General features: G+C 67.1%; 16 protein-coding genes and 1 pseudogene. 6 read left to right on the forward strand and 11 right to left on the reverse strand.

Translation table 11 applies throughout. The features are described 5' to 3' along the window. The 6 genes from AC1Q7H_RS38385 to AC1Q7H_RS38410 form a co-directional block, all read right to left on the reverse strand. The coding region (locus tag AC1Q7H_RS38385; RefSeq protein ID WP_492382436.1) for a VCBS domain-containing protein at positions 1-1,328 on the reverse strand (1,328 nt) is incomplete at its 3' end. Positions 1,329-1,403: 75 nt separating this feature from the next. Continuing rightward, complete coding sequence (locus AC1Q7H_RS38390; RefSeq protein WP_492382437.1) at positions 1,404-2,792, reverse strand: HlyD family type I secretion periplasmic adaptor subunit; 1,389 nt, start codon at positions 2,790-2,792, stop codon at positions 1,404-1,406. Then, entirely contained in the window at positions 2,776-4,971 is a 2,196-nt protein-coding gene (locus AC1Q7H_RS38395; protein WP_013952332.1) for a type I secretion system permease/ATPase, read from the reverse strand. Before AC1Q7H_RS38395 ends, AC1Q7H_RS38390 begins: the two co-directional genes overlap by 17 nt. A 305-nt stretch (positions 4,972-5,276) precedes the next feature. Further along, complete coding sequence (locus AC1Q7H_RS38400; protein ID WP_010813946.1) at positions 5,277-5,483, reverse strand: DUF6494 family protein; 207 nt, start codon at positions 5,481-5,483, stop codon at positions 5,277-5,279. 146 nt (positions 5,484-5,629) lie between these two features. Continuing rightward, on the reverse strand, positions 5,630-6,874 hold the full coding sequence (locus AC1Q7H_RS38405) for a CaiB/BaiF CoA transferase family protein (RefSeq protein WP_153953809.1): 1,245 nt from the start codon (positions 6,872-6,874) through the stop codon (positions 5,630-5,632). After that, positions 6,874-7,788, reverse strand: coding sequence for an SDR family NAD(P)-dependent oxidoreductase (locus tag AC1Q7H_RS38410; RefSeq protein WP_153953810.1), 915 nt, complete (start codon positions 7,786-7,788; stop codon positions 6,874-6,876). Before AC1Q7H_RS38410 ends, AC1Q7H_RS38405 begins: the two co-directional genes overlap by 1 nt. A 190-nt stretch (positions 7,789-7,978) precedes the next feature. Here AC1Q7H_RS38410 and AC1Q7H_RS38415 point away from each other — a divergent pair, with 190 nt between their 5' ends. After that, complete coding sequence (locus tag AC1Q7H_RS38415; RefSeq protein WP_010813949.1) at positions 7,979-8,881, forward strand: LysR family transcriptional regulator; 903 nt, start codon at positions 7,979-7,981, stop codon at positions 8,879-8,881. A 21-nt stretch (positions 8,882-8,902) separates the two neighbouring features. Here the strand turns inward: AC1Q7H_RS38415 and AC1Q7H_RS38420 are convergent, their stop codons facing one another. Both AC1Q7H_RS38420 and AC1Q7H_RS38425 read right to left on the reverse strand, forming a co-directional pair. Next, complete coding sequence (locus AC1Q7H_RS38420) at positions 8,903-9,409, reverse strand: DUF2628 domain-containing protein (protein ID WP_013952330.1); 507 nt, start codon at positions 9,407-9,409, stop codon at positions 8,903-8,905. A 195-nt stretch (positions 9,410-9,604) separates the two neighbouring features. After that, entirely contained in the window at positions 9,605-10,072 is a 468-nt protein-coding gene (locus tag AC1Q7H_RS38425; RefSeq protein ID WP_153953811.1) for an MgtC/SapB family protein, read from the reverse strand. Between the two features lie 499 nt (positions 10,073-10,571). On the opposite strand from AC1Q7H_RS38425, the gene AC1Q7H_RS38430 reads away from it, so the two are divergent. The 5 genes from AC1Q7H_RS38430 to AC1Q7H_RS38450 all read left to right on the forward strand — a co-directional run bounded on the left by AC1Q7H_RS38430 (position 10,572) and on the right by AC1Q7H_RS38450 (position 16,146). Continuing rightward, positions 10,572-11,741, forward strand: coding sequence for an acyl-CoA dehydrogenase family protein (locus AC1Q7H_RS38430; RefSeq protein WP_492382438.1), 1,170 nt, complete (start codon positions 10,572-10,574; stop codon positions 11,739-11,741). Positions 11,742-11,750: 9 nt separating this feature from the next. Further along, complete coding sequence (locus AC1Q7H_RS38435) at positions 11,751-12,950, forward strand: CaiB/BaiF CoA transferase family protein (protein ID WP_492382439.1); 1,200 nt, start codon at positions 11,751-11,753, stop codon at positions 12,948-12,950. 75 nt (positions 12,951-13,025) lie between these two features. Further along, on the forward strand, positions 13,026-14,408 hold the full coding sequence (locus tag AC1Q7H_RS38440) for an MmgE/PrpD family protein (RefSeq protein ID WP_013952326.1): 1,383 nt from the start codon (positions 13,026-13,028) through the stop codon (positions 14,406-14,408). Between the two features lie 10 nt (positions 14,409-14,418). Further along, on the forward strand, positions 14,419-15,237 hold the full coding sequence (locus tag AC1Q7H_RS38445; protein WP_013952325.1) for an HpcH/HpaI aldolase/citrate lyase family protein: 819 nt from the start codon (positions 14,419-14,421) through the stop codon (positions 15,235-15,237). 42 nt (positions 15,238-15,279) lie between these two features. Beyond that, positions 15,280-16,146, forward strand: a complete 867-nt coding sequence (locus AC1Q7H_RS38450) for an HTD2 family dehydratase (protein ID WP_013952324.1) — start codon at positions 15,280-15,282, stop codon at positions 16,144-16,146. 192 nt (positions 16,147-16,338) lie between these two features. Here AC1Q7H_RS38450 and AC1Q7H_RS38455 read toward each other — a convergent pair whose 3' ends face one another. The 3 genes and pseudogenes from AC1Q7H_RS38455 to AC1Q7H_RS38465 form a co-directional block, all read right to left on the reverse strand. Next, positions 16,339-16,674, reverse strand: a complete 336-nt coding sequence (locus AC1Q7H_RS38455) for a helix-turn-helix domain-containing protein (protein WP_211979707.1) — start codon at positions 16,672-16,674, stop codon at positions 16,339-16,341. After that, positions 16,671-17,008, reverse strand: a pseudogene (locus AC1Q7H_RS38460) (type II toxin-antitoxin system RelE/ParE family toxin). Before AC1Q7H_RS38460 ends, AC1Q7H_RS38455 begins: the two are co-directional and overlap by 4 nt. Positions 17,009-17,292: 284 nt before the next feature. Further along, positions 17,293-17,643 carry a hypothetical protein gene (locus AC1Q7H_RS38465; RefSeq protein WP_211979706.1) on the reverse strand — a complete coding sequence of 117 codons (351 nt, stop codon included), beginning with the start codon at positions 17,641-17,643 and terminating at the stop codon, positions 17,293-17,295. Positions 17,644-18,010: the final 367 nt, after the last annotated feature.

Here is an 18,010-nt window from a genome sequence, read left to right on the forward strand (position 1 = left end):
TCGACGTCAGTGACCGTCAGCTTGCCGCTGGCGGATGCGTCGCCAGTTTCAGCATTGCCTGCGCCGCCGGCTTCGGTGACCGCCTTGTCTTCACTGGCTGAGGCCGTGATGGTGGCTCCATCGTTGGCACCCGTAATCCGGATGCTCAGCGAAGAAGCCGCACCGGCCTGCCCGTCGGACACCTCATAGTTGAACGTGTCCTGGACTTGCTGGCCCTGCCGCAATGCCTGCACCTGGCCATTGCCGTTGTCCAACTCATAGCTGTAGCTGCCGTCGGTGTGGAGCGTCAGCGTGCCGTACTGGCCGGCATAGGTGCCGGGATTGGCCACGGCCAGCACGTTGCCCGCATCGACGTCGCTGTCGTTCGACAGCACATTGCCGGTGATCGGATTCGGAGAGTTGTTCTCGCCGATCGCGTGGGTATCGGCCACTGCCGTTGGCGCATGGTTGTCGTAGCCAGCGAAGTCCGACTTGCTCAGTTCGTGCAGGCCGTTGAGCTTGATGACCATTTCCGCCGTGACGGGATTGCCGTCGACATCCACGTAGACATAGGTATTGCCCCCCGATTGCTGGAACCAGGCGCCGTGGGCCGTGGGCTGGCGGCCACCCCATTCAAAGCCAGTGTCGCCCAGCACGGGCCGCAAGTCGAGGTGGTCCACGCCGCGCTGGAAGTCGGTGATCACATCCATGCCGGCCGCGGTGGAGTCGGAGACGGCGTTATAGACAAAGACGTCAGCGCCGCTGCCGCCGCTCAGGGTATCGCCGCCTGCCCCGCCGGAGATCTTGTCGTTGCCGCCTTCACCGTAGATGGTGTCCTTGCCGTTGCCACCGGCGATGATGTCATCGCCGCCCAGGGCGGCATTGTTGCCGTTGTCTCCGTAGATCAGGTCGTCGCCGTTGCCGCCATAGATGCGGTCGTTACCCGGCCGGGCTGACTCATGGCCGGCACCGAGCAGGTAGTCGGCGTAGCTGTCGTAGCCGTCGCCATACAGCGTATCGCCGCCATTGTCGCCGGTGTAAAGCGCCGACGAGCCGTCGATGCTGCCGATCACGTCATCGCCGCTGCCGCCATAGACCGCGTCGGTGCCGTTGCCACCCGACAAGTTGTCATTGCCGAGCCCGCCGAACACGCGGTCCTTGCCGTTGGCGCCCAGCAGCGTGTCGTCGCCGCTGCCGCCTTCGACGATATCGTCGCCGTTGCCGGCATCGACATAGTCGTTGCCATCGCCGGCGCTGACGTAGTCATTGCCATTGCCGCTCAGGATGGTGTCGGCGGACGTGGTGCCGCTGATGCTGTCGCTGCCGTTGCTACCTGTCAGGGTTGCCATGATTACTCTCCGTCCTGAATGCCGGCCTGCCGGCCATGCCTTGCTTGTTATCGTCGTGGGCAGTCCGCCCCGTTCTTATCGTTCCCGGAACGCCAGTTCCCTGGTCTTGATGATGGGCTTGAGCAGGTAATGGAGCACCGTCTTCTGCCCGGTCAGCACATCGACCGTGGCCACCATGCCGGGCAGGATGGGTACCTGCACGGCACTGCCGCCTGGCCGGTTGTCGCGCGTGCGCACGCGCACCAGGTAGTAGCTTTCCGGGCGCTCGCCCGGGCGCTCCGGTGTCAGCGTATCGGCGCTGATATGCTCCACGGTGCCGGCAAAGCCGCCATAGATCGAAAAGTCGTAGGCCGACAGCTTGACCACCGCCGGCTGGCCGGGCCGCAGGAAGGCAATGTCGGCAGGCCGCACGCGCGCCTCGACCAACAGCGTGTCTTCCAGCGGGACGATCTCCAGCAGGTCCATGCCGGGCTGCACCACGCCGCCCACGGTATTGATCTTGATCTGCTTGATGACGCCGGCAAGCGGGGCGCGCACCAGGGTGCGATCGACGCGGTCCTGCAGCGCCGTGTTGGTGGCGCTCTGCGCGGCCTGTTCGGCCTTGGCCTGGTTGAGCTCTTTCATGGCCTCGGCGCGATAATGCGTGCCCAGTTCGTCGGCTTTCTGCTGGCTCTCGCGGTAGGCGGCCTCCAGGCGCGGCATGGCGAGCCGCGCGGCCTCGAGTTCGCCTTTCAGGTCATTGGCCTGGCGCTCAAGCCGCAGCAGGTCGACCTCGGACACCACGCCCTGCGCCACCATCGGGCGCATCATGGCCAGCTCCTGCGCCACCAGCCGATGGCTCTGCCGCAGTTGCTGCTCGCGCGAGCGCTTCTCGGTCAGCTCCTGCCGCCGTTGCTCTGACTGCTGGCGCAGCACGGCGAGATTGGCATCTAACGCGCGCTTGCGCGACTCGAACAGCGCGCGCTCCTCGGACACGAAGCGGCGGCCCTCGGCATCGGCCGGCGCGCTCGCCACGAACGCCGTGCCGTCGGCCTCGGCGCCCAGGCGCGCAATGCGTGCCACCAGCGCATCGTCCCTGGTGCGGCCTTCCTGGTAGGAAGCCGTGAAGCGGGTATCGTCGATGCGCATCAGCGGCTGGTCCTTGTTCACCACCTGCCCCGGTCGCACCATGATCTCGGCGATGATCCCGCCTTCGAGGTTCTGCACCACCTGCACCTGGCTCGACGGGATCACCTTGCCCTCGCCCACGGCCACCTCGTCCACCTGCGCCAGCGCGGCCCAGGCCAGCGCCACCAGTACGAAGACCAGGGCGGACCAGAGGATCCAGTGCGTGAAATAGCGCGGTTGCGCCAGCGCGGCCGCATCGCGCTCGCACATGAAGGCGGTGTCGTCGGCACGCGGCCTCAGCGCGGCGATCAGGCGCCGCACTGGCCCCATGCGTTGCGGATCAGGCTGAAGCGACATGGAGCTTCCTCCCCGCGAGCGCATTCAGGACTTCGGCCTTGGGGCCATCGGCGACGATGCGGCCCTGGTCCATCACGATCAGGCGATCGACCAGGCTGAGCAGCGAGCCGCGATGCGTGACCAGGATCAGCGTGCGCCCGCCCAGCGCTAAGGCCAGGCGCGCCTTGAACTGCTCCTCGGTACGGTTGTCCATGGCGCTGCTGGGTTCGTCGAGCAGCAGCAGCGGCGGCTGCAGCAACTCGGCACGGGCAATGGCAATGGCCTGGCGCTGGCCGCCCGAAAGGCCTTCGCCGCGCTCTCCCAGGCGCAGGTCATAGCCGTCCGGCAGGCGATCGACAAAGTCGCTCACGCCGCCCAGGCGCGCCGCGCGCAGCACGGCTTCGTCGTCGGCGTACGGGGCGCCCATCACGATGTTGTCGCGCAGCGTCCCGCTGAACAGCATCACGTCCTGCGGCACATAGCCGATGTCGCGCCGCAACGCGGCCGGGTCCAGCTGGCGCACCTCCGCGCCGTCGACCAGTACGGTGCCGGCATCCGGTGCGTACAGGCCGAGGATCAGCTTCTCGATGGTGGTCTTGCCTGAGCCGATGCGGCCGATCAGGCCAACCCGCTCGCCGCTGCCAATGCGGAACGAGACCCCATCCAGTGCCGCGATGTCGCGGCCCGGATAGCGAAAGCTGACCTGCCGGAACTCGATTTCGCCGCGCAGCGGCGGGCGGTGCAGGAAATGCTTGCCGGGCGGGCGCTCGACGGGCAGCGCCATCATGCGGTCAATGCCGGCCAGCGCAGTGCGCGCCTGGTGATAGCGGGTGGTCAGCCCGGCCACTTGCGAGAGCGGCGCCAGCGCGCGGCCGGCAAGGATGGTGCAGGCAATCAGGCCGCCCGTGGTCAGCCGGTCGTCGGCGATCAGGTAGACACCGATCACCACCACCACCAGCGTGGCGGCCTGCTGGACGAACAGCGAAAGGTTGATCACGCAGGCGGAGAGCAGCCGCGCCCGCAGTCCCAGTTGCGCCATCTGCCCGACCACCTGCTCCCATTTGCGCTGGGCGGCACCTTCGGCACCGCTGGTCTTGATGGTCTCCAGCCCCACCAGGGTTTCGACCAGTGCGGCCTGGCGCTGGGCCGCGCAGGCGCTGCTGGCGCGTACCGCGCGCGACAGCGGCCCCTGCAGCAGCAGGCTGGTGCCGATCACCAGCGGCACCGCCAGCAGCGGCACCCAGGCCAGCGGGCCACCGACCCAGAACATGGCCGCAATGAAGACCGCGGCGAACGGAAGGTCGACCAGGGTCGTGATGGTGGCCGAGGTCAGGAACTCGCGCACCGACTCGAATTCATGCAGCTGGCTGCTCAGGCTGCCCACCGACGCCGGCCGCGCCTTCATCTCGATGCCCAGCACCTTCTCGAACACCGTCGCGGAGACCGTGACATCGATGCGCCGGCCCGCCACGTCGACAAAATAGCCCCGCAGCGTACGCATCACCAGTTCGAAGCCAAGCACCAGGCCCACACCGATGGCCAGCGCCCACAGCGTTTCCAGCGCATGGTTCGGCACCACGCGGTCATAGACGTTCATGGTGAACAGCGGCATGACCAGCGCGAACAGGCTGAGCAGCAGCGAGGCAACCAGCACCTCGCCATAGAGCGGCCACGACTGGCGCATCACGCCCCAGAACCATCCATGCGGCGACGCCGGCCCGGCATCGCCCGCCGCCTCGAAGCGGTGCGCGGGCCGGGCGAAGATGGCATGGCCGGTGTACCGGGCCAGCAAGTCTTCCTGGCGGACCGGCTGCTCGCCGTCGCCCCACTCCGGCTGCGAGACCAGCAGCATGCCCTCGTCGCCACGGCGCAGCAATACGCAGGCCTCGCTCTGGTCGAGCAGCAGGATGGCGGGCAGCACCAGGTCCGGGATGTCGTCCAGCGGGCGCTTGACCAGCCGCGCCGACATGCCGGCGCGTGCGGCCGCGCGTGGAAACAAGGCAGCGGTCAGGCGATCCGCCTCCAGCGGCAGGCCCGCAATCAGGGCTTCGGCCGCGACTGGCCGCTGGAAGCGCCGGGCCAGCCAGAGCAGGCACGCCAGCAGCGGATCATCGGGGCGCGCGTGCCGACCTGGCGGATCCGGCAGGTTCCAGCCGGTGTCCTCGATGTTCCTTGCGGGCGTAGTGGCGGCGGCATGCATGGCAACGGCCCCCGCGCTTCAGAGTGGCCCGTGGCCCGTGCGGTGGCGTGCAACCCACGCTTGCGCACGTCGCGTTGCACGGCCTGCACATACCGCGCCCCCTGCGCAAGGCATGCGCTCGTTGCATCCAGCCATGGTGTCCCCCCGGTCCCATTGGTTCGACGTTTCCGGGAAGAATATGTGAAGGGGCCCTGCGCGCCCATACTGCGGATGGATCAGATGGCGCAACAAAAGGACCGGGCGGGGTCATCCTTTTGGCGTTTCACGCAAGAAACAGAACCAAAACGAGCACCGCCATGACCGCCTTACTCAAGCTGGATTTCACCCTCAAAGCGCGCCTGGAGCTTGACACCCGCCAGTTCCAGCGTCACCGACACCGGCAAGTGCTCATTGCCGGCGATGGTACCGTCGGCCATGGCCCTGGCTATCGCCTGTTCGATCTCGCGCTGTGAGCTGACGCCGACCACCTTCAGGAACTTGCGGATGCTGAGGTTGAAGGTCTCTTCGTTCATGGCTGTCTCCTGTGGGGATCCCGGGAATCACGGTTCGGGCCGCTACCCAGACAGCCTAGGCGATGGGGGGACTTTGTGCAGAGGCCTGGTGATCCGCCCGGAAGCAGGCGGTGCCCGGCAGTTGCCTGCCAGGCACCCGTCACCAGTCAGACCACGCCTTGCTCGCGCAGCCTGGCGATGCGCTCGGCCGACAGGCCCAGCACCGATTCCAGCACCTGCCCGGTATGCTCGCCCAGCCGCGGCGGCGGGGCGTCGTATTGCACCGGGGTCGCGGACAGCCGCAGCGGGCTCTTGACGGTCGGGCACAGGCTGCCATCGTCGCGCACCAGGTCGACCTGCAGCTCGCGATGCCGCACCTGCGGGTCTTCCAGCACCTGGCCGTAGTCGTTGATCGGCCCGCACGGGATGCCCTGCGCTTCCAGCGCCTGCACCCAGTGCGCCGTCGGCCGCGTGCGCATATGCGCCTCAAGCAGCGGCACCAGCGTGTCGCGATGGATGATGCGGCCGGGGCCGGTGGCAAAGCGCTCGTCGGCGGCCAGGTCGGGACGCTCGACGCCGCGGCAATACGCCTGCCACTGCCCGTCGTTGCCGGCCGCGACGATCATGTAGCCGTCGGCGGTGGCGAACACATGGTAGGGCACCATATTGGCGTGCGCGTTGCCGTAGCGCGGCATGGCCTTGCCGGTCACGCGCTGGGCGATGATCGGCGTGGCGCCGACCGCCACCACCGCATCGAGCAGGGCCATGTCGATATGCTGGCCCTCGCCGGTGCGTTCGGCATGGCGCAAGGCGGCCAGCACGGCCACGGTGGCATACATGCCGGTCAGCATGTCGACCACCGCCACGCCCACCTTCTGCGGCCCGCCGCCGGGCAGGTCGTCGCGCTCGCCGGTGACGCTCATCAGGCCGCCCAGGCCCTGGAAGATGAAGTCATAGCCGGGCTTGTGCGCGCTCGGCCCGGTCTGGCCGTAGCCCGTGATCGAGCAGTAGACGATGGACGGGTTGATCGCCTTGAGGCTGTCATAGTCCAGCCCGTAACGCTTCAGGTCGCCGACCTTGTAGTTCTCCAGCACGATCTGCGACTTCGCCGCCAGTTGCCGCGCGATCTCCTGCCCTTGCGGGCTGGCGATATCGAGCGTCACCGACTGCTTGCCGCGGTTGGCACCGGCAAAGTAGGTGGCGTCGCGCGACGGCTGCCCGTCCGCGCCGGGCAGCCAGGGCGGCCCCCACGAACGGGTGTCGTCGCCCGCGCCGGGCCGCTCCACCTTGATGACCTCGGCGCCCAGGTCCGCCAGGTTCTGCGCGCACCAGGGACCGGCCAGGATGCGCGACAGGTCCAGCACCCGCACGCCGGCAAGCGCGCCGTGCGTCGGGGCCTGGCTGCCCGCCATCAGATCGGGTCCCAGCTGATCACGTCGGGCGAACGCTCCAGCTTGAAGAAGCTGGAGCGCATGGCCGGCATGGCGATCTCGCCCACGGTCTCAGGCGTCCAGCCATCGCTCATATGCACCGAGCGCACCGGGCGCGGCTGGCTCATCAGGATGATTTCGTTGGCGCGCACCGCGAAGATCTGGCCGTTGACTTCGCTGGCGGCCGGGCTGGCAAGGTAGACCGCCACCGGCGCGATCTTGCCGGCTTCCATCTTCTGCAGCTTGGCCACGCGTGCCTTTTCTTCCGGCGTTTCGGCCGGGATCGAGCTGGTCATGCGGCTCCAGGCGAACGGCGCGATGCAGTTCGAGCGCACGTTGAAGCGCTGCATGTCCAGCGCGATCGACTTGGACAACGCGGCAATGCCCAGCTTGGCCGCCGAATAGTTGGCCTGGCCCAGGTTGCCGATCAGGCCGGAGGTGGAGGTCATGTGCACGTAGGCGCCGCTCTCCTGGTCCTTGAAGTAGTTGGCCGCGGCGCGGCTGACGAAGAAGGTGCCGTGCAGGTGCACGTCGATCACCGAGCGCCATTCTTCTTCATTCATCTTGAAGAACATGCGGTCGCGCAGGTTGCCGGCGTTGTTGACCACGGCGTCGATGCGGCCGAAGTTGTCCAGCGCGCATTGCACGATGGCATTGGCGCCGTTCCAGGTCGACACGCTGTCGGTATTGGCCACGGCCTCGCCGCCGGCGGCGCGGATTTCCTCCACCACGCGCTGTGCGGGGCCAGCGTCGCCGCCCTCGCCGGTCATCGACACGCCGAGGTCATTCACCACCACCTTGGCGCCGGCGGCGGCCAGTGCCAGCGCGATGCCGCGCCCGATTCCACCACCTGCGCCCGTCACCAGGGCGACCTTGCCTGCCATCAAACCGCTCATTGCGCTGCTCCTCTGAATACTTTTTTGTGCGGTCACCGACCGCAAACCCGGCGAAACACCCCTGCGCCGCGGGCATCGCCCGCCGATGCGGTCAATCCGGATGTCCACGCCGCAGTGGATACGATAAATTGACGGCCGAGACTTTGGAATTCACGAATCACAAAACTGGCCTTTGGCCTGACGGAAGCCCATGCATTACGACCTGACCGACCTCCGCCTCTTCCTGAACGTCGGCGAGACGGAGAACCTGACCCGCGCGGCCGAACGCAGCTTCCTGTCGCTGCCCGCGGCCAGCACCCGGATCAAGCAGCTGGAAGAGGCGTTCCAGACACAATTGCTGATCCGCCAGGTCAAGGGTGTGCGCCTGACGCCGGCGGGCGATGCGCTGCTGCGCCACGCGCGCGAGGTCTTCCGCGAACTGGAATGCCTGCACGCCGACCTGCGGCCCTATGCCAAGGGCGTCAAGGGCCGCGTGCGGCTGCTGGCCAACACCACCGCCACCAACTCGTTCCTGGCCACCGGCGTATCGCGCTTCCTGAGCGAGAACCCGGACGTGGACATCGAGCTGGAAGAGCACCTGTCGCAGGAAATCGTCTCGGCGATCAGCGCCGGCGCCGCCGACCTGGGCATCGTGGCCGGTGAAGTCGCCACCCAGGACCTGGACGCGATGCACCTGTGCAGCGACGAACTGATCGTGATCGCACCGGTCAACCACCCGCTGCCCGCCTTCAAGCGGCTGCATTTCGCCGACCTGCTCGATACCTGCCGTTTTGTCGGCCTGAACCAGTTCAGCGCGATCCAGTCGTTCCTGGACCGCATCGCCGGCGGCATGGGCAAGCGCATCAGCCTGCGCATCCAGGTGGGCAGCTTCGATGCCGTATGCCGCATGGTCGAGGCCGGCGCGGGCATCGCCATCGTGCCCAACAGCTGCGCGCGCCGCTACGCCAGCCGCAAGGTGCTGCGCTTTATCCAGCTGGAAGACGAATGGGCCAAGCGCGAGCTGCGCCTGGTGCGCCGCCCGGGGCGCGAACTGCCCCAGTTTGCCGAAACGCTGATCCAGTACCTGGTCGACGCGGCGCGCGAGCCAGTGTAAGACGGGTAAGTCGTCGGCCGTTCAGCCGGAGGCCAGCCCGCTGCCCTGCACCACCAGCCCCGCCAGCGGGCTCAGCGACACCGCCATCACCACCAGCAGCAGGGCCATGGCGAACACACCGGGCCAGCTGGTGCGGCCACTGCGCGCCAGCGAGTCGTACACCAGTTCCGGTGAAAAATGGTACTCGCGCAGGTGCCGGATGGTCGCCTCGGCATGCCAGCGGTAGATCTGGTTGCCATACATGCCCAGCAGCAGCGCCATGGCATACAGCATCGGCCGGACTGCCAGCGGCATCTTCAGCCCGAACAGCGCGTGCAGCACAGGCTCGGCGCAGACGATCAGCGCAAAGACCCCCACCTGCCAGTACATGCGCCGGTAGGCCATCCAGAACGGTCCCAGCAGGCACGCCGCCCAGTTCCACGACATGCCGCCGCGCGTCTCGGCCAGGGACCAGCGCTGGCTGTAGTACGCATAGCGCGGCCCCACGAATGCGGCCAGCGCCGCGTCGTCACGAATTGATGATTTCATCGCTACCTCCCCCTGCTCTGCCACGGCTGCGCCTGTGGATCGCGGCGCAACCTGTGCCACAGCATAGGGCGCGCCGCGCGCGGGCAGCGTGCGCTGGCGCGCATTGCCGTGGCAAATGGCGCAAATTGGCGGGCAAGCGAACAGACCGGCGCACGCGAGGCGGCACGGGTGCCGGATGCGCCGGGTGCGGGTGCGCTATTTCCAGCGATGCAGGACCTGCAGGATGACCAGCGTGAAGATGGTGGCGATCAGCGCAGTGGTATCGCGCCCCAGGCCAGCAGCCACGCCGATGGCCGCGACCATCCAGATGCTGGCCGCGGTGGTCAGGCCCTCGATGTGGGCTTCGTCGCTGTGCTTCAGGATCGCGCCGGCGCCAAGGAAACCGATGCCGGCAATCAGCCCCTGCAGCACGCGGCTGATGTCGCCCAGCGGCACCCCGGCCTGCAGCGGCACCAGCACGAACAGCGCCGAGCCCAGCGCCACCAGCATATGGGTGCGCAGCCCCGCTGCCTTGCCGGAGACCTCGCGCTGATAGCCGATCAGGCCGCCCAGCAGCATCGCCATGAACAGGCGCGTCAGGATGCGGGTGGCCTCGCCAGCGTCCGGCACATCGGCGAACTCGGCGCGCAAGACCCTGAAAACTTCAGACCAGACCCCGTCCATGGCTCGCCTCCGGGTGCTTTGGTGCAGACCTGAGCGTAGCACGGGATGGCCCGCCGGCAACCGGGCCGGCGGGCCGCAAGGCGCTGGCGCCACATCGTTCGGGCCGCCCGCCAGGTGCGCGCGGCTGCGTCCTACACCGCAAGCGGAAGCTCCCCGACAGTGCCGCCATGGAGGCGTTCCTATATTGGAATCACTGATTACCGTCATCAACAGGAGTTGCATCATGCCCTATCTACTCGCCTGGCTGCTTGGCGTCCCGGCCTTCATCCTCGTCCTGATCTGGCTGTTTATGCACTGATTCCCAGGCCCGGCCTGCCTGCCATCCCTTCGCAAGAGGCCGCTGCGCCGGCCTCTTGCGCATCTACAGGCGCCCGGCGCCGCATGCAGCTTCCGCCGCCCCCGCTTCCGGCCCACCTAAGCCGCTCTTTCGCAAATCCGAATTTCAGCGTGCCGGGGGCTCGGGAATAATGGCCCCATTCAATCTGAGCGGGGCTACCCCATGCACGCACATCCGGATCCAGACCAGCTGTACCCCGAAATCCGCGAAGCGGTGCGCGACCTCTGCGCCGGCTTCGATTCGGCGTACTGGCAACGGGTGGAAGAGCAGAACGCCTTTCCTGAGACCTTTGTCCAGGCGCTGACCCAGGCAGGCTGGCTGTCGGCGCTGATCCCCGAAGCCTATGGCGGCTCGGGCCTGTCGTTGACCGCGGCCTCGGTCATCATGGAAGAAATCAACCGCAGCGGCGGCAATTCCGGCGCCTGCCACGGCCAGATGTACGTGATGGGCTGCCTGCTGCGCCACGGCTCCGAAGCGCAGAAACAGCGCTGGCTGCCGGGCATCGCCTCGGGCGAGCTGCGCATGCAGTCGATGGCCGTGACCGAACCCACCACCGGCACCGATACCACCAAGCTCAAGACCACCGCGGTGCGCCAGGGCGACAAGTACATCGTCAATGGCCAGAAGGTATGGATTTCGCGCGTGCAGCATTCGGACCTGATGCTGCTGCTGGCGCGCACCACGCCGCTGGATCAGGTCAAGCGCAAATCCGAAGGCCTGTCGGTGTTTGTGGTGGACCTGCGCGATGCCATCGGCAAGGGCCTGACGGTCAAGCCGATCCGTAACATGGTCAACCACGAGACCAACGAGCTGTTCTTCGACAACCTGGAAGTCCCCGCAGAAAACCTGATCGGCGAGGAAGGCAAGGGCCTGAAGTACATCCTTGACGGCCTCAACGCCGAGCGCATCCTGATCGCCGCCGAGTGCATCGGCGACGGCTACTGGTTTGTCGAGCGCGCCAGCAACTATGCGCGCGACCGCATCGTGTTCGACCGTCCGATCGGCCAGAACCAGGCCGTGCAGTTCCCGATCGCGCGCTCCTACATCAATGTCGAGGCCGCCAGCCTGATGCGCTACAAGGCGTCGCAATTGTTCGACGCCGGCAAGCCGTGCGGCAAGGAAGCCAATATCTCGAAGCTGCTGGCCGCCGACGCCTCGTGGGAAGCGGCCAACGTCTGCCTGCAGACGCACGGCGGCTTCGGCTTTGCCGCCGAGTACGACATCGAACGCAAGTTCCGCGAGACGCGCCTGTACCAGGTGGCGCCGATCTCGACCAACCTGATCCTGTCCTACGTGACCGAGCATGTGCTTGAGCTGCCGCGTTCGTTCTAAGGCCCCTGCATGTCCCATTCCCCCAAAGGTATCCGCCCGCTCGACGGCATCCGCGTGGTCTCGCTCGAGCACGCCGTGGCCGCGCCCTTCGCCACGCGCCAGCTGGCCGACCTGGGCGCGCGCGTGATCAAGGTCGAGCGCCCCGGCGCGGGCGACTTTGCCCGCGGCTATGACGAGACCGTGCATGGCCAGGCCTCGCACTTCGTCTGGCTCAACCGCGGCAAGGAAAGCCTGACGCTGGACCTGAAGCAGGACGAGGCGCAGAAGGTCCTGCACCAGCTGCTGGCCGACGCCGACGTGCTGGTGCAGAACCTGGCCCCCGGCGCCGCCGCGCGCATGGGCCTGGATTTCGACACCCTGCACGCCCGCTACGGCAAGCTGGTCGTGTGCGATATCTCGGGCTATGGCGATGCCGGACCCTATCGCGACAAGAAGGCCTATGACCTGCTGATCCAGGCCGCGGCCGGCCTGATCGGCATCACCGGCAGCCCCGACGAGCCGTCGCGCGCGGGCATCTCGATTGCCGACATCGCCGCCGGCATGTACGCCTACACCGGCATACTGTCGGCGCTGCTGCAGCGCGGGCGCACCGGTGAGGGCGTGCGCGTGGAAGTCACCATGCTCGAAGCGCTGTCTGAATGGATGGGCTATGCGCTCTACTTCGGCCACTACGGCGGCACGCCGCCGGCGCGCTTCGGCGCCTCGCACCCGGCCATCGCGCCGTACGGCGTGCACCGCACCGGCGACGGCGGCAGCGTGATCTTCGGCCTGCAGAACGAGCGTGAATGGCGTGCCTTCTGCGAGAAGGTGCTGGAGCAGCCCGAGCTGCTGCAGGACGAGCGCTTCGCCACCAACTCCGGCCGCGTCAAGAACCGCCCCGCGATGACCGAGATCATCGAGCATCGCTTTGCCGCGATGACCGTGTCGCAGGCGGAGGCACTGCTGGACGCCGCCCAGATCGCCAACGCGCCGATGAACGACATCGAAGCCGTCTGGAACCACCCGCAACTGGCCGCCCGCAACCGCTGGCGCGAAGTCGCGGTGCCCGGCGGCACCATCGGCGCGCTGCTGCCGCCGGCCAACCTGTCGGGCGTGGAGCCGGTGATGGGCGATGTGCCCGCGCTGGGCGCGCACAGCCGCCAGATCCTGGCCGAGCTAGGCTACGCCGACAGCGACATCGCCGCGCTGGCGGACAAGCAGACCATCTGAGCCAATGCCGGCGCCCGGGAAGACCGGGCGCCATTTTTCCTTTCCGCAAGCCCCTACTCAATCTCCGGAGCCGGCATGAGCCAACCCGCAGACACCACCTACCCGACCCGCCAGCTTTGCGACTTCCTGGCCGACCTCAAGCTGGCCGACGTGCCCGCGCCCGTGATCGAGCGCACCAAGGACCTGTTCCTGGACTGGATCGCCTCGGCCATCGCCGGCAAGGACGCGCCCGCCGTGCGCAAGCTGCAGGAGTTCGCCGCGGCCATGGGTCCGGCGCAAGGCGGCGCCGAAGTGCTGGTGGACCGCCGCCGCACCTCGCCCTACTTTGCCGCGCTGATCAACGGCGCCTCCTCGCACGTGGTCGAGCAGGACGACGTGCACAACGGCTCGGTGCTGCACCCGGCCGCGGTGGTGTTCCCCGCCGTGGTGGCAGCCGCGCAGGCCGAGGGCAAGACCGGCGCCGAAGTGCTGCTGGCTTCGATCGCCGGTTATGAGGCCGGGATCCGCATCGGCGAATTCATGGGCCGTTCGCACTACCGCGTGTTCCACACCACCGGCACGGTGGGCACCCTGGCCGCCGCCGCCGCCGTGGCCAAGCTCTACGGCCTGGATGCAGAAGGCATCAACCAGGCACTGGGCTCGGCCGGCACGCAGGCCGCGGGCCTGTGGGAATTCCTGCGCGACGCCGCCGACTCCAAGCAGCTGCATACCGCCAAGGCCGCGGCCGATGGCCTGCAGTCGGCGTGGCTCGCGCGGGCCGGCTTCACCGGCGCGAAGCAGATCCTGGAAGGCGCGCAGGGCATGGCTGCCGGCATGTCGAGCGATGCCAACCCCGCCTGCCTGACCGACGGCCTGGGCACGCGCTGGGCCACCGCCGAGACCTCGTTCAAGTTCTTCGCCTCATGCCGCCACACGCACCCGGCCGCCGATGCGCTCAAGGCGCTGATGGAGCGCGAAGGCATCAGCGCCGACCAGGTCGCCAGCGTCACCACGCACGTGCACCAGGGCGCCATCGACGTGCTAGGCCCCGTGGTCAACCCCACCACCATCCACCAGGCCAAGTTCTCGATGGGCACGGTGCTGGGGCTGGTGGCCGTGCACGGCCATGCGGGCCTGGGCGAGTTCGAGCAGCATGCGCTGCAGGACCCGAAGGTGACCGCCTTCCGCGGCAAGGTCGGCATGGAACTGGATGCCGAGATCAACGCCGCCTACCCGCGCCAGTGGATCGGCCGCGTGACCGTCAGGACCACCGACGGCCGCACGCTGGCGGCGCGCGTCGACGTACCGAAGGGCGATCCCGACAACACCCTGTCGCGCCCGGAACTGGAAGCGAAAGCGCTGCAGCTGGGCGCGTTCCGCCACGGCGCAAGCGATGCCGAAATGCGTGCCATCATCCAGCGCGTGTGGGCGCTGGAACAGGCCCCGAACGTCAACGACTGGCTGCCCGCCGCAGGCTGAGAACCAAGACATGTCCACTGCAGTCACCTACCTGTTCGTGCCGGGCGACCGGCCGGAACGCTTCGACAAGGCCGCGGCCGCCGGCCCCGATGTGATGATCCTGGACCTCGAGGACGCGGTCCATCCGGACGCCAAGCCCGCCGCGCGCGAAGCCATCGCTGCCTGGCTGGCCGGACGGCCCGCGGCCAACGCCTTTGTCCGCATCAACGACAGCGCCTCGCAATCCTTTGCCGCCGACCTGGCCTGGCTGCGCGCGCTGCCGCCGGGCACCGCGCTGGCCGGCCTGCTGGTGCCCAAGGCAGAAGATGCCGCAGCGCTGGCCACCATCGCGCAGGCCCTGCATGCGATCAACCCGCAGGGCGAGCTTGTCGCGATCATCGAAACCGCGCTCGGTCTGCATCAGATCGACGCCGTGGCCACCGGCGTCGCACGTCTTGCCTTCGGCTCGCTCGACTATGCGGTCGACCTGGGCTGCAGCCACACGCGCGACGCGCTCGCCTTTGCACGCGCGCGCATCGTGCTGGCCTCACGCGTGGCAGGGCTGCCGCCGCCGGTCGACGGCGTGACCACCGCGCTGAAGGATGAAGCCGTGCTGGCCAGCGACGTTGCCTATGCGCGCGAACTCGGCTTTGCCGGCAAGCTCTGCATCCACCCGGCCCAGCTGGGCGCGGTACGCGCAGGCTTCTTGCCCAGCCCCGAGCAGCTCGACTGGGCCCGCCGCGTGCTGGAAGCTACCGCCAGCGGCAGCCATGCGGTGCAGGTCGATGGCAAGATGGTGGACCGGCCCGTGATCGAGCAGGCTCGCCGGCTGCTGGCACTAGCGCAATAACCCGCCGCCCGACAACCTTCACGCATTACAAGGCCTACTGTCATGACTGACGCCACTCCTGAACTCGAACGCCTGCGCGGCTGGATCGGCCGCAGCGAATCGCGCACCGAAACGCTGTCGCCGGAACCGGTGACCGGCCTCGCCGCCACCTTCGACCTCGACCCCGAGGCCGTTGCCGCCGGCCCGCTGCCGCCGCTGTGGCACTGGCTCTACTTCCTGCCGCGCGCGCCGCAGCATGAACTGGGACGCGACGGCCATCCCACCCTGGGCGGCTTCATGCCGCCGGTGCCGCTGCCGCGCCGCATGTGGGCCGGCAGCGAACTGACCTTCGGCCATCCGCTGCATATCGGCGATACCGTCACGCGTACCTCCACCATCAAGGACGTGCAGTACAAGACCGGGCGCACCGGTGAACTGTGGTTTGTCGCCGTCGATCACGAACTGACCGTCAACGGCAAGACTGCCGTCAACGAGCGCCACGATATCGTCTACCGCGCCATGCCCGACCCGTCCAAGCCGCAGCCGCCGCGCCCGCGCCTGGAGCAGACCGCGCAGTGGCAGCGCACGCTGCAGGCAGACCCGGTGATGCTGTTCCGCTACTCGGCACTGACCTTCAACGGCCACCGCATCCACTATGACCGCCAGTACACGCGCGAGGTCGAGGGCTACCCCGGCCTGGTGGTGCACGGGCCGATGCAGGCCATGCTGATGCTGGACCTGGTGGCGCGCGAGCAACCGCAGGCGCGCGTGCGCCGCTTTGGCTTCCGCGGGCTGGCGCCGCTGTTCGACCAGGACACCATCATCGTCGGCGGCGCAGCCGATCCGGCGCAGGCTGGGCGGCTGGTGCTGTGGACTGGCGATAATGCTGGCGGGCAGGCGATGCAGGGGTGGGCGGAGGTGGAAGGGTAAAAGGCAAGGGCCGCGGATGCTGCAGGCGGCTGCTTTCCTTCTGTTTCCTGCTAGCAGTAGGGGCGAGGTGACGGAGAGAAGTCTAGTCCACTGATTCACTGAGACTGGCCAGCGCCTGCCATCTAAATGAATCAGTGGGCTCATGCATACGTTTGCCAGGTTTGCGGCGCGCCGCTACTGCGCGCCCCTGGCTTACCGGCCGATTGCCAAGCGGACGGGCTTGCCAATGCGGCTCAACATTTCAACCAACGTGTCGATGGTGAATTTGGCCGTCTTTCGGTTCACTACGTCCGACACGCGCGGACGAGACACCCTCAGGATCTCGGCGGCCTCCGCCTGTTTCAGGTGGTGTTGCTCAATCCATGCCGCCAGTTCGGCCATGAGCTGTTCCTTGAGCAGCTTCGTGTCGTTGATCTGCTTTTTCGACGCCGCCTGCAGCCGCTTGGCTTCCTCGGGCGAAAACCCCAGTTCCAGGAACAGATTGGCGACTGGCTTGGTTACGTGGCGGATCTCAGTGTCGATCTTCATGACTTGCCTTTCCTCGCGTTGGCGATAGCTCGATAGCGAGCCTCGGCGATGCGCTTGTCCTTCAGGTTCGTCGCCTGCGTCTTCTTCTGGAAGCAGTGCAGGACGTACACGGCTTCCTCGAACTTGGCGACGTACATCACTCGAAATTCCCTCCCGCATCACGCAGGCGAATCTCGCGAGTGCCAGTACCTATGTCGTCAAAGGGCTTCCAGTCTTCTGGTTCCAGCCCCGCCTGGACCTTGCCTAACTGGAATCCCGCCTGCTGGCGGGCCTCCGCGGGGAAAGCGAGCAGGTCGTCGTAGGCTGACCCGACCCAGCGAATCTCTTTCTCCATCCCACAATCCGTATAAAATTTTATACCAAAATTGCGGCCAGCAGAACCCATGCAGACACGGCCACAGATGGTCCTTCCGTCCCTTCGGGAGGTCAGTTCCCCGGACGAGTCCTCGGCGTGCTTCGTGCCCGGCGGCACGGCGCGGGATGGATTCTTGCGGTGTCGGTATTCCCATTGAATGCCAACTGCATGCGATATGCGTCGCATGCAGTCATCTCTGGCTTTGGAAAGGTCGGACTTTGGCCAACTGCTTCCGCCGACCCGACATCATGGGCCGCGATTGGTTACCCGACCATCGCCTCCTCAATTCCCTCCGCGACTTCTTCTACCCTGTCGGCCAACAATCCAAGGGAGGCCCGGCAGAGCCCTCGCAAGGCATCCAACGTAGCCGGCCGCAAGGCTACGCTTCCCTCTTCCTGTGCGTCACATTCGCTGTGCGTAACCAACGTCAGCACGCAGGCCGCGCCTCGCGGAACCGCATCGGCCTGATCCAACAGATTCAATAGCAAGAGTTGCCGAGGAACAGGCAGCGCGTCTTCACGCGCTGCGCGGCGGGTTTCGGGACTGAACCACGAAAGCGAATCATCAAGTCGAGGTGGGGTGAAGGCATCGGGTTCGATGTTGGACTGGTGCATTGCTGACCTCTGTAACGTAGAAGTGGAGGCCCGCCGCTCATTCTCACTTGAGGTGGCGGGCCAGCAGCGACGCATTCCGTGCCTGGGCACCCGACCTGCGATACTGAGTGCGCGCAGCGCAGCCGAAGGCGTCCCACCGATGACCTGGTTAGCAGGTTGCCAATAGCCTAATCGGGTTCGTCCAATAGTCCGTGGACGTAGGCACCAGACAGGGAGCGTAGCTGGGTCGAACGGGCAACCACGAGCCTGTCAGATTTCTTGTGTGTTGAGGTCATGAGACGATATCGAAAGAATCAGGCTTGGCCGGCTTGCTCAAGAAGCAGTTGGCCGAGCGTATGCTTGCCGCCGAACTGACGCACCATCTGGC

Source organism: Cupriavidus sp. GW823-FHT06D04 (assembly GCF_058795055.1).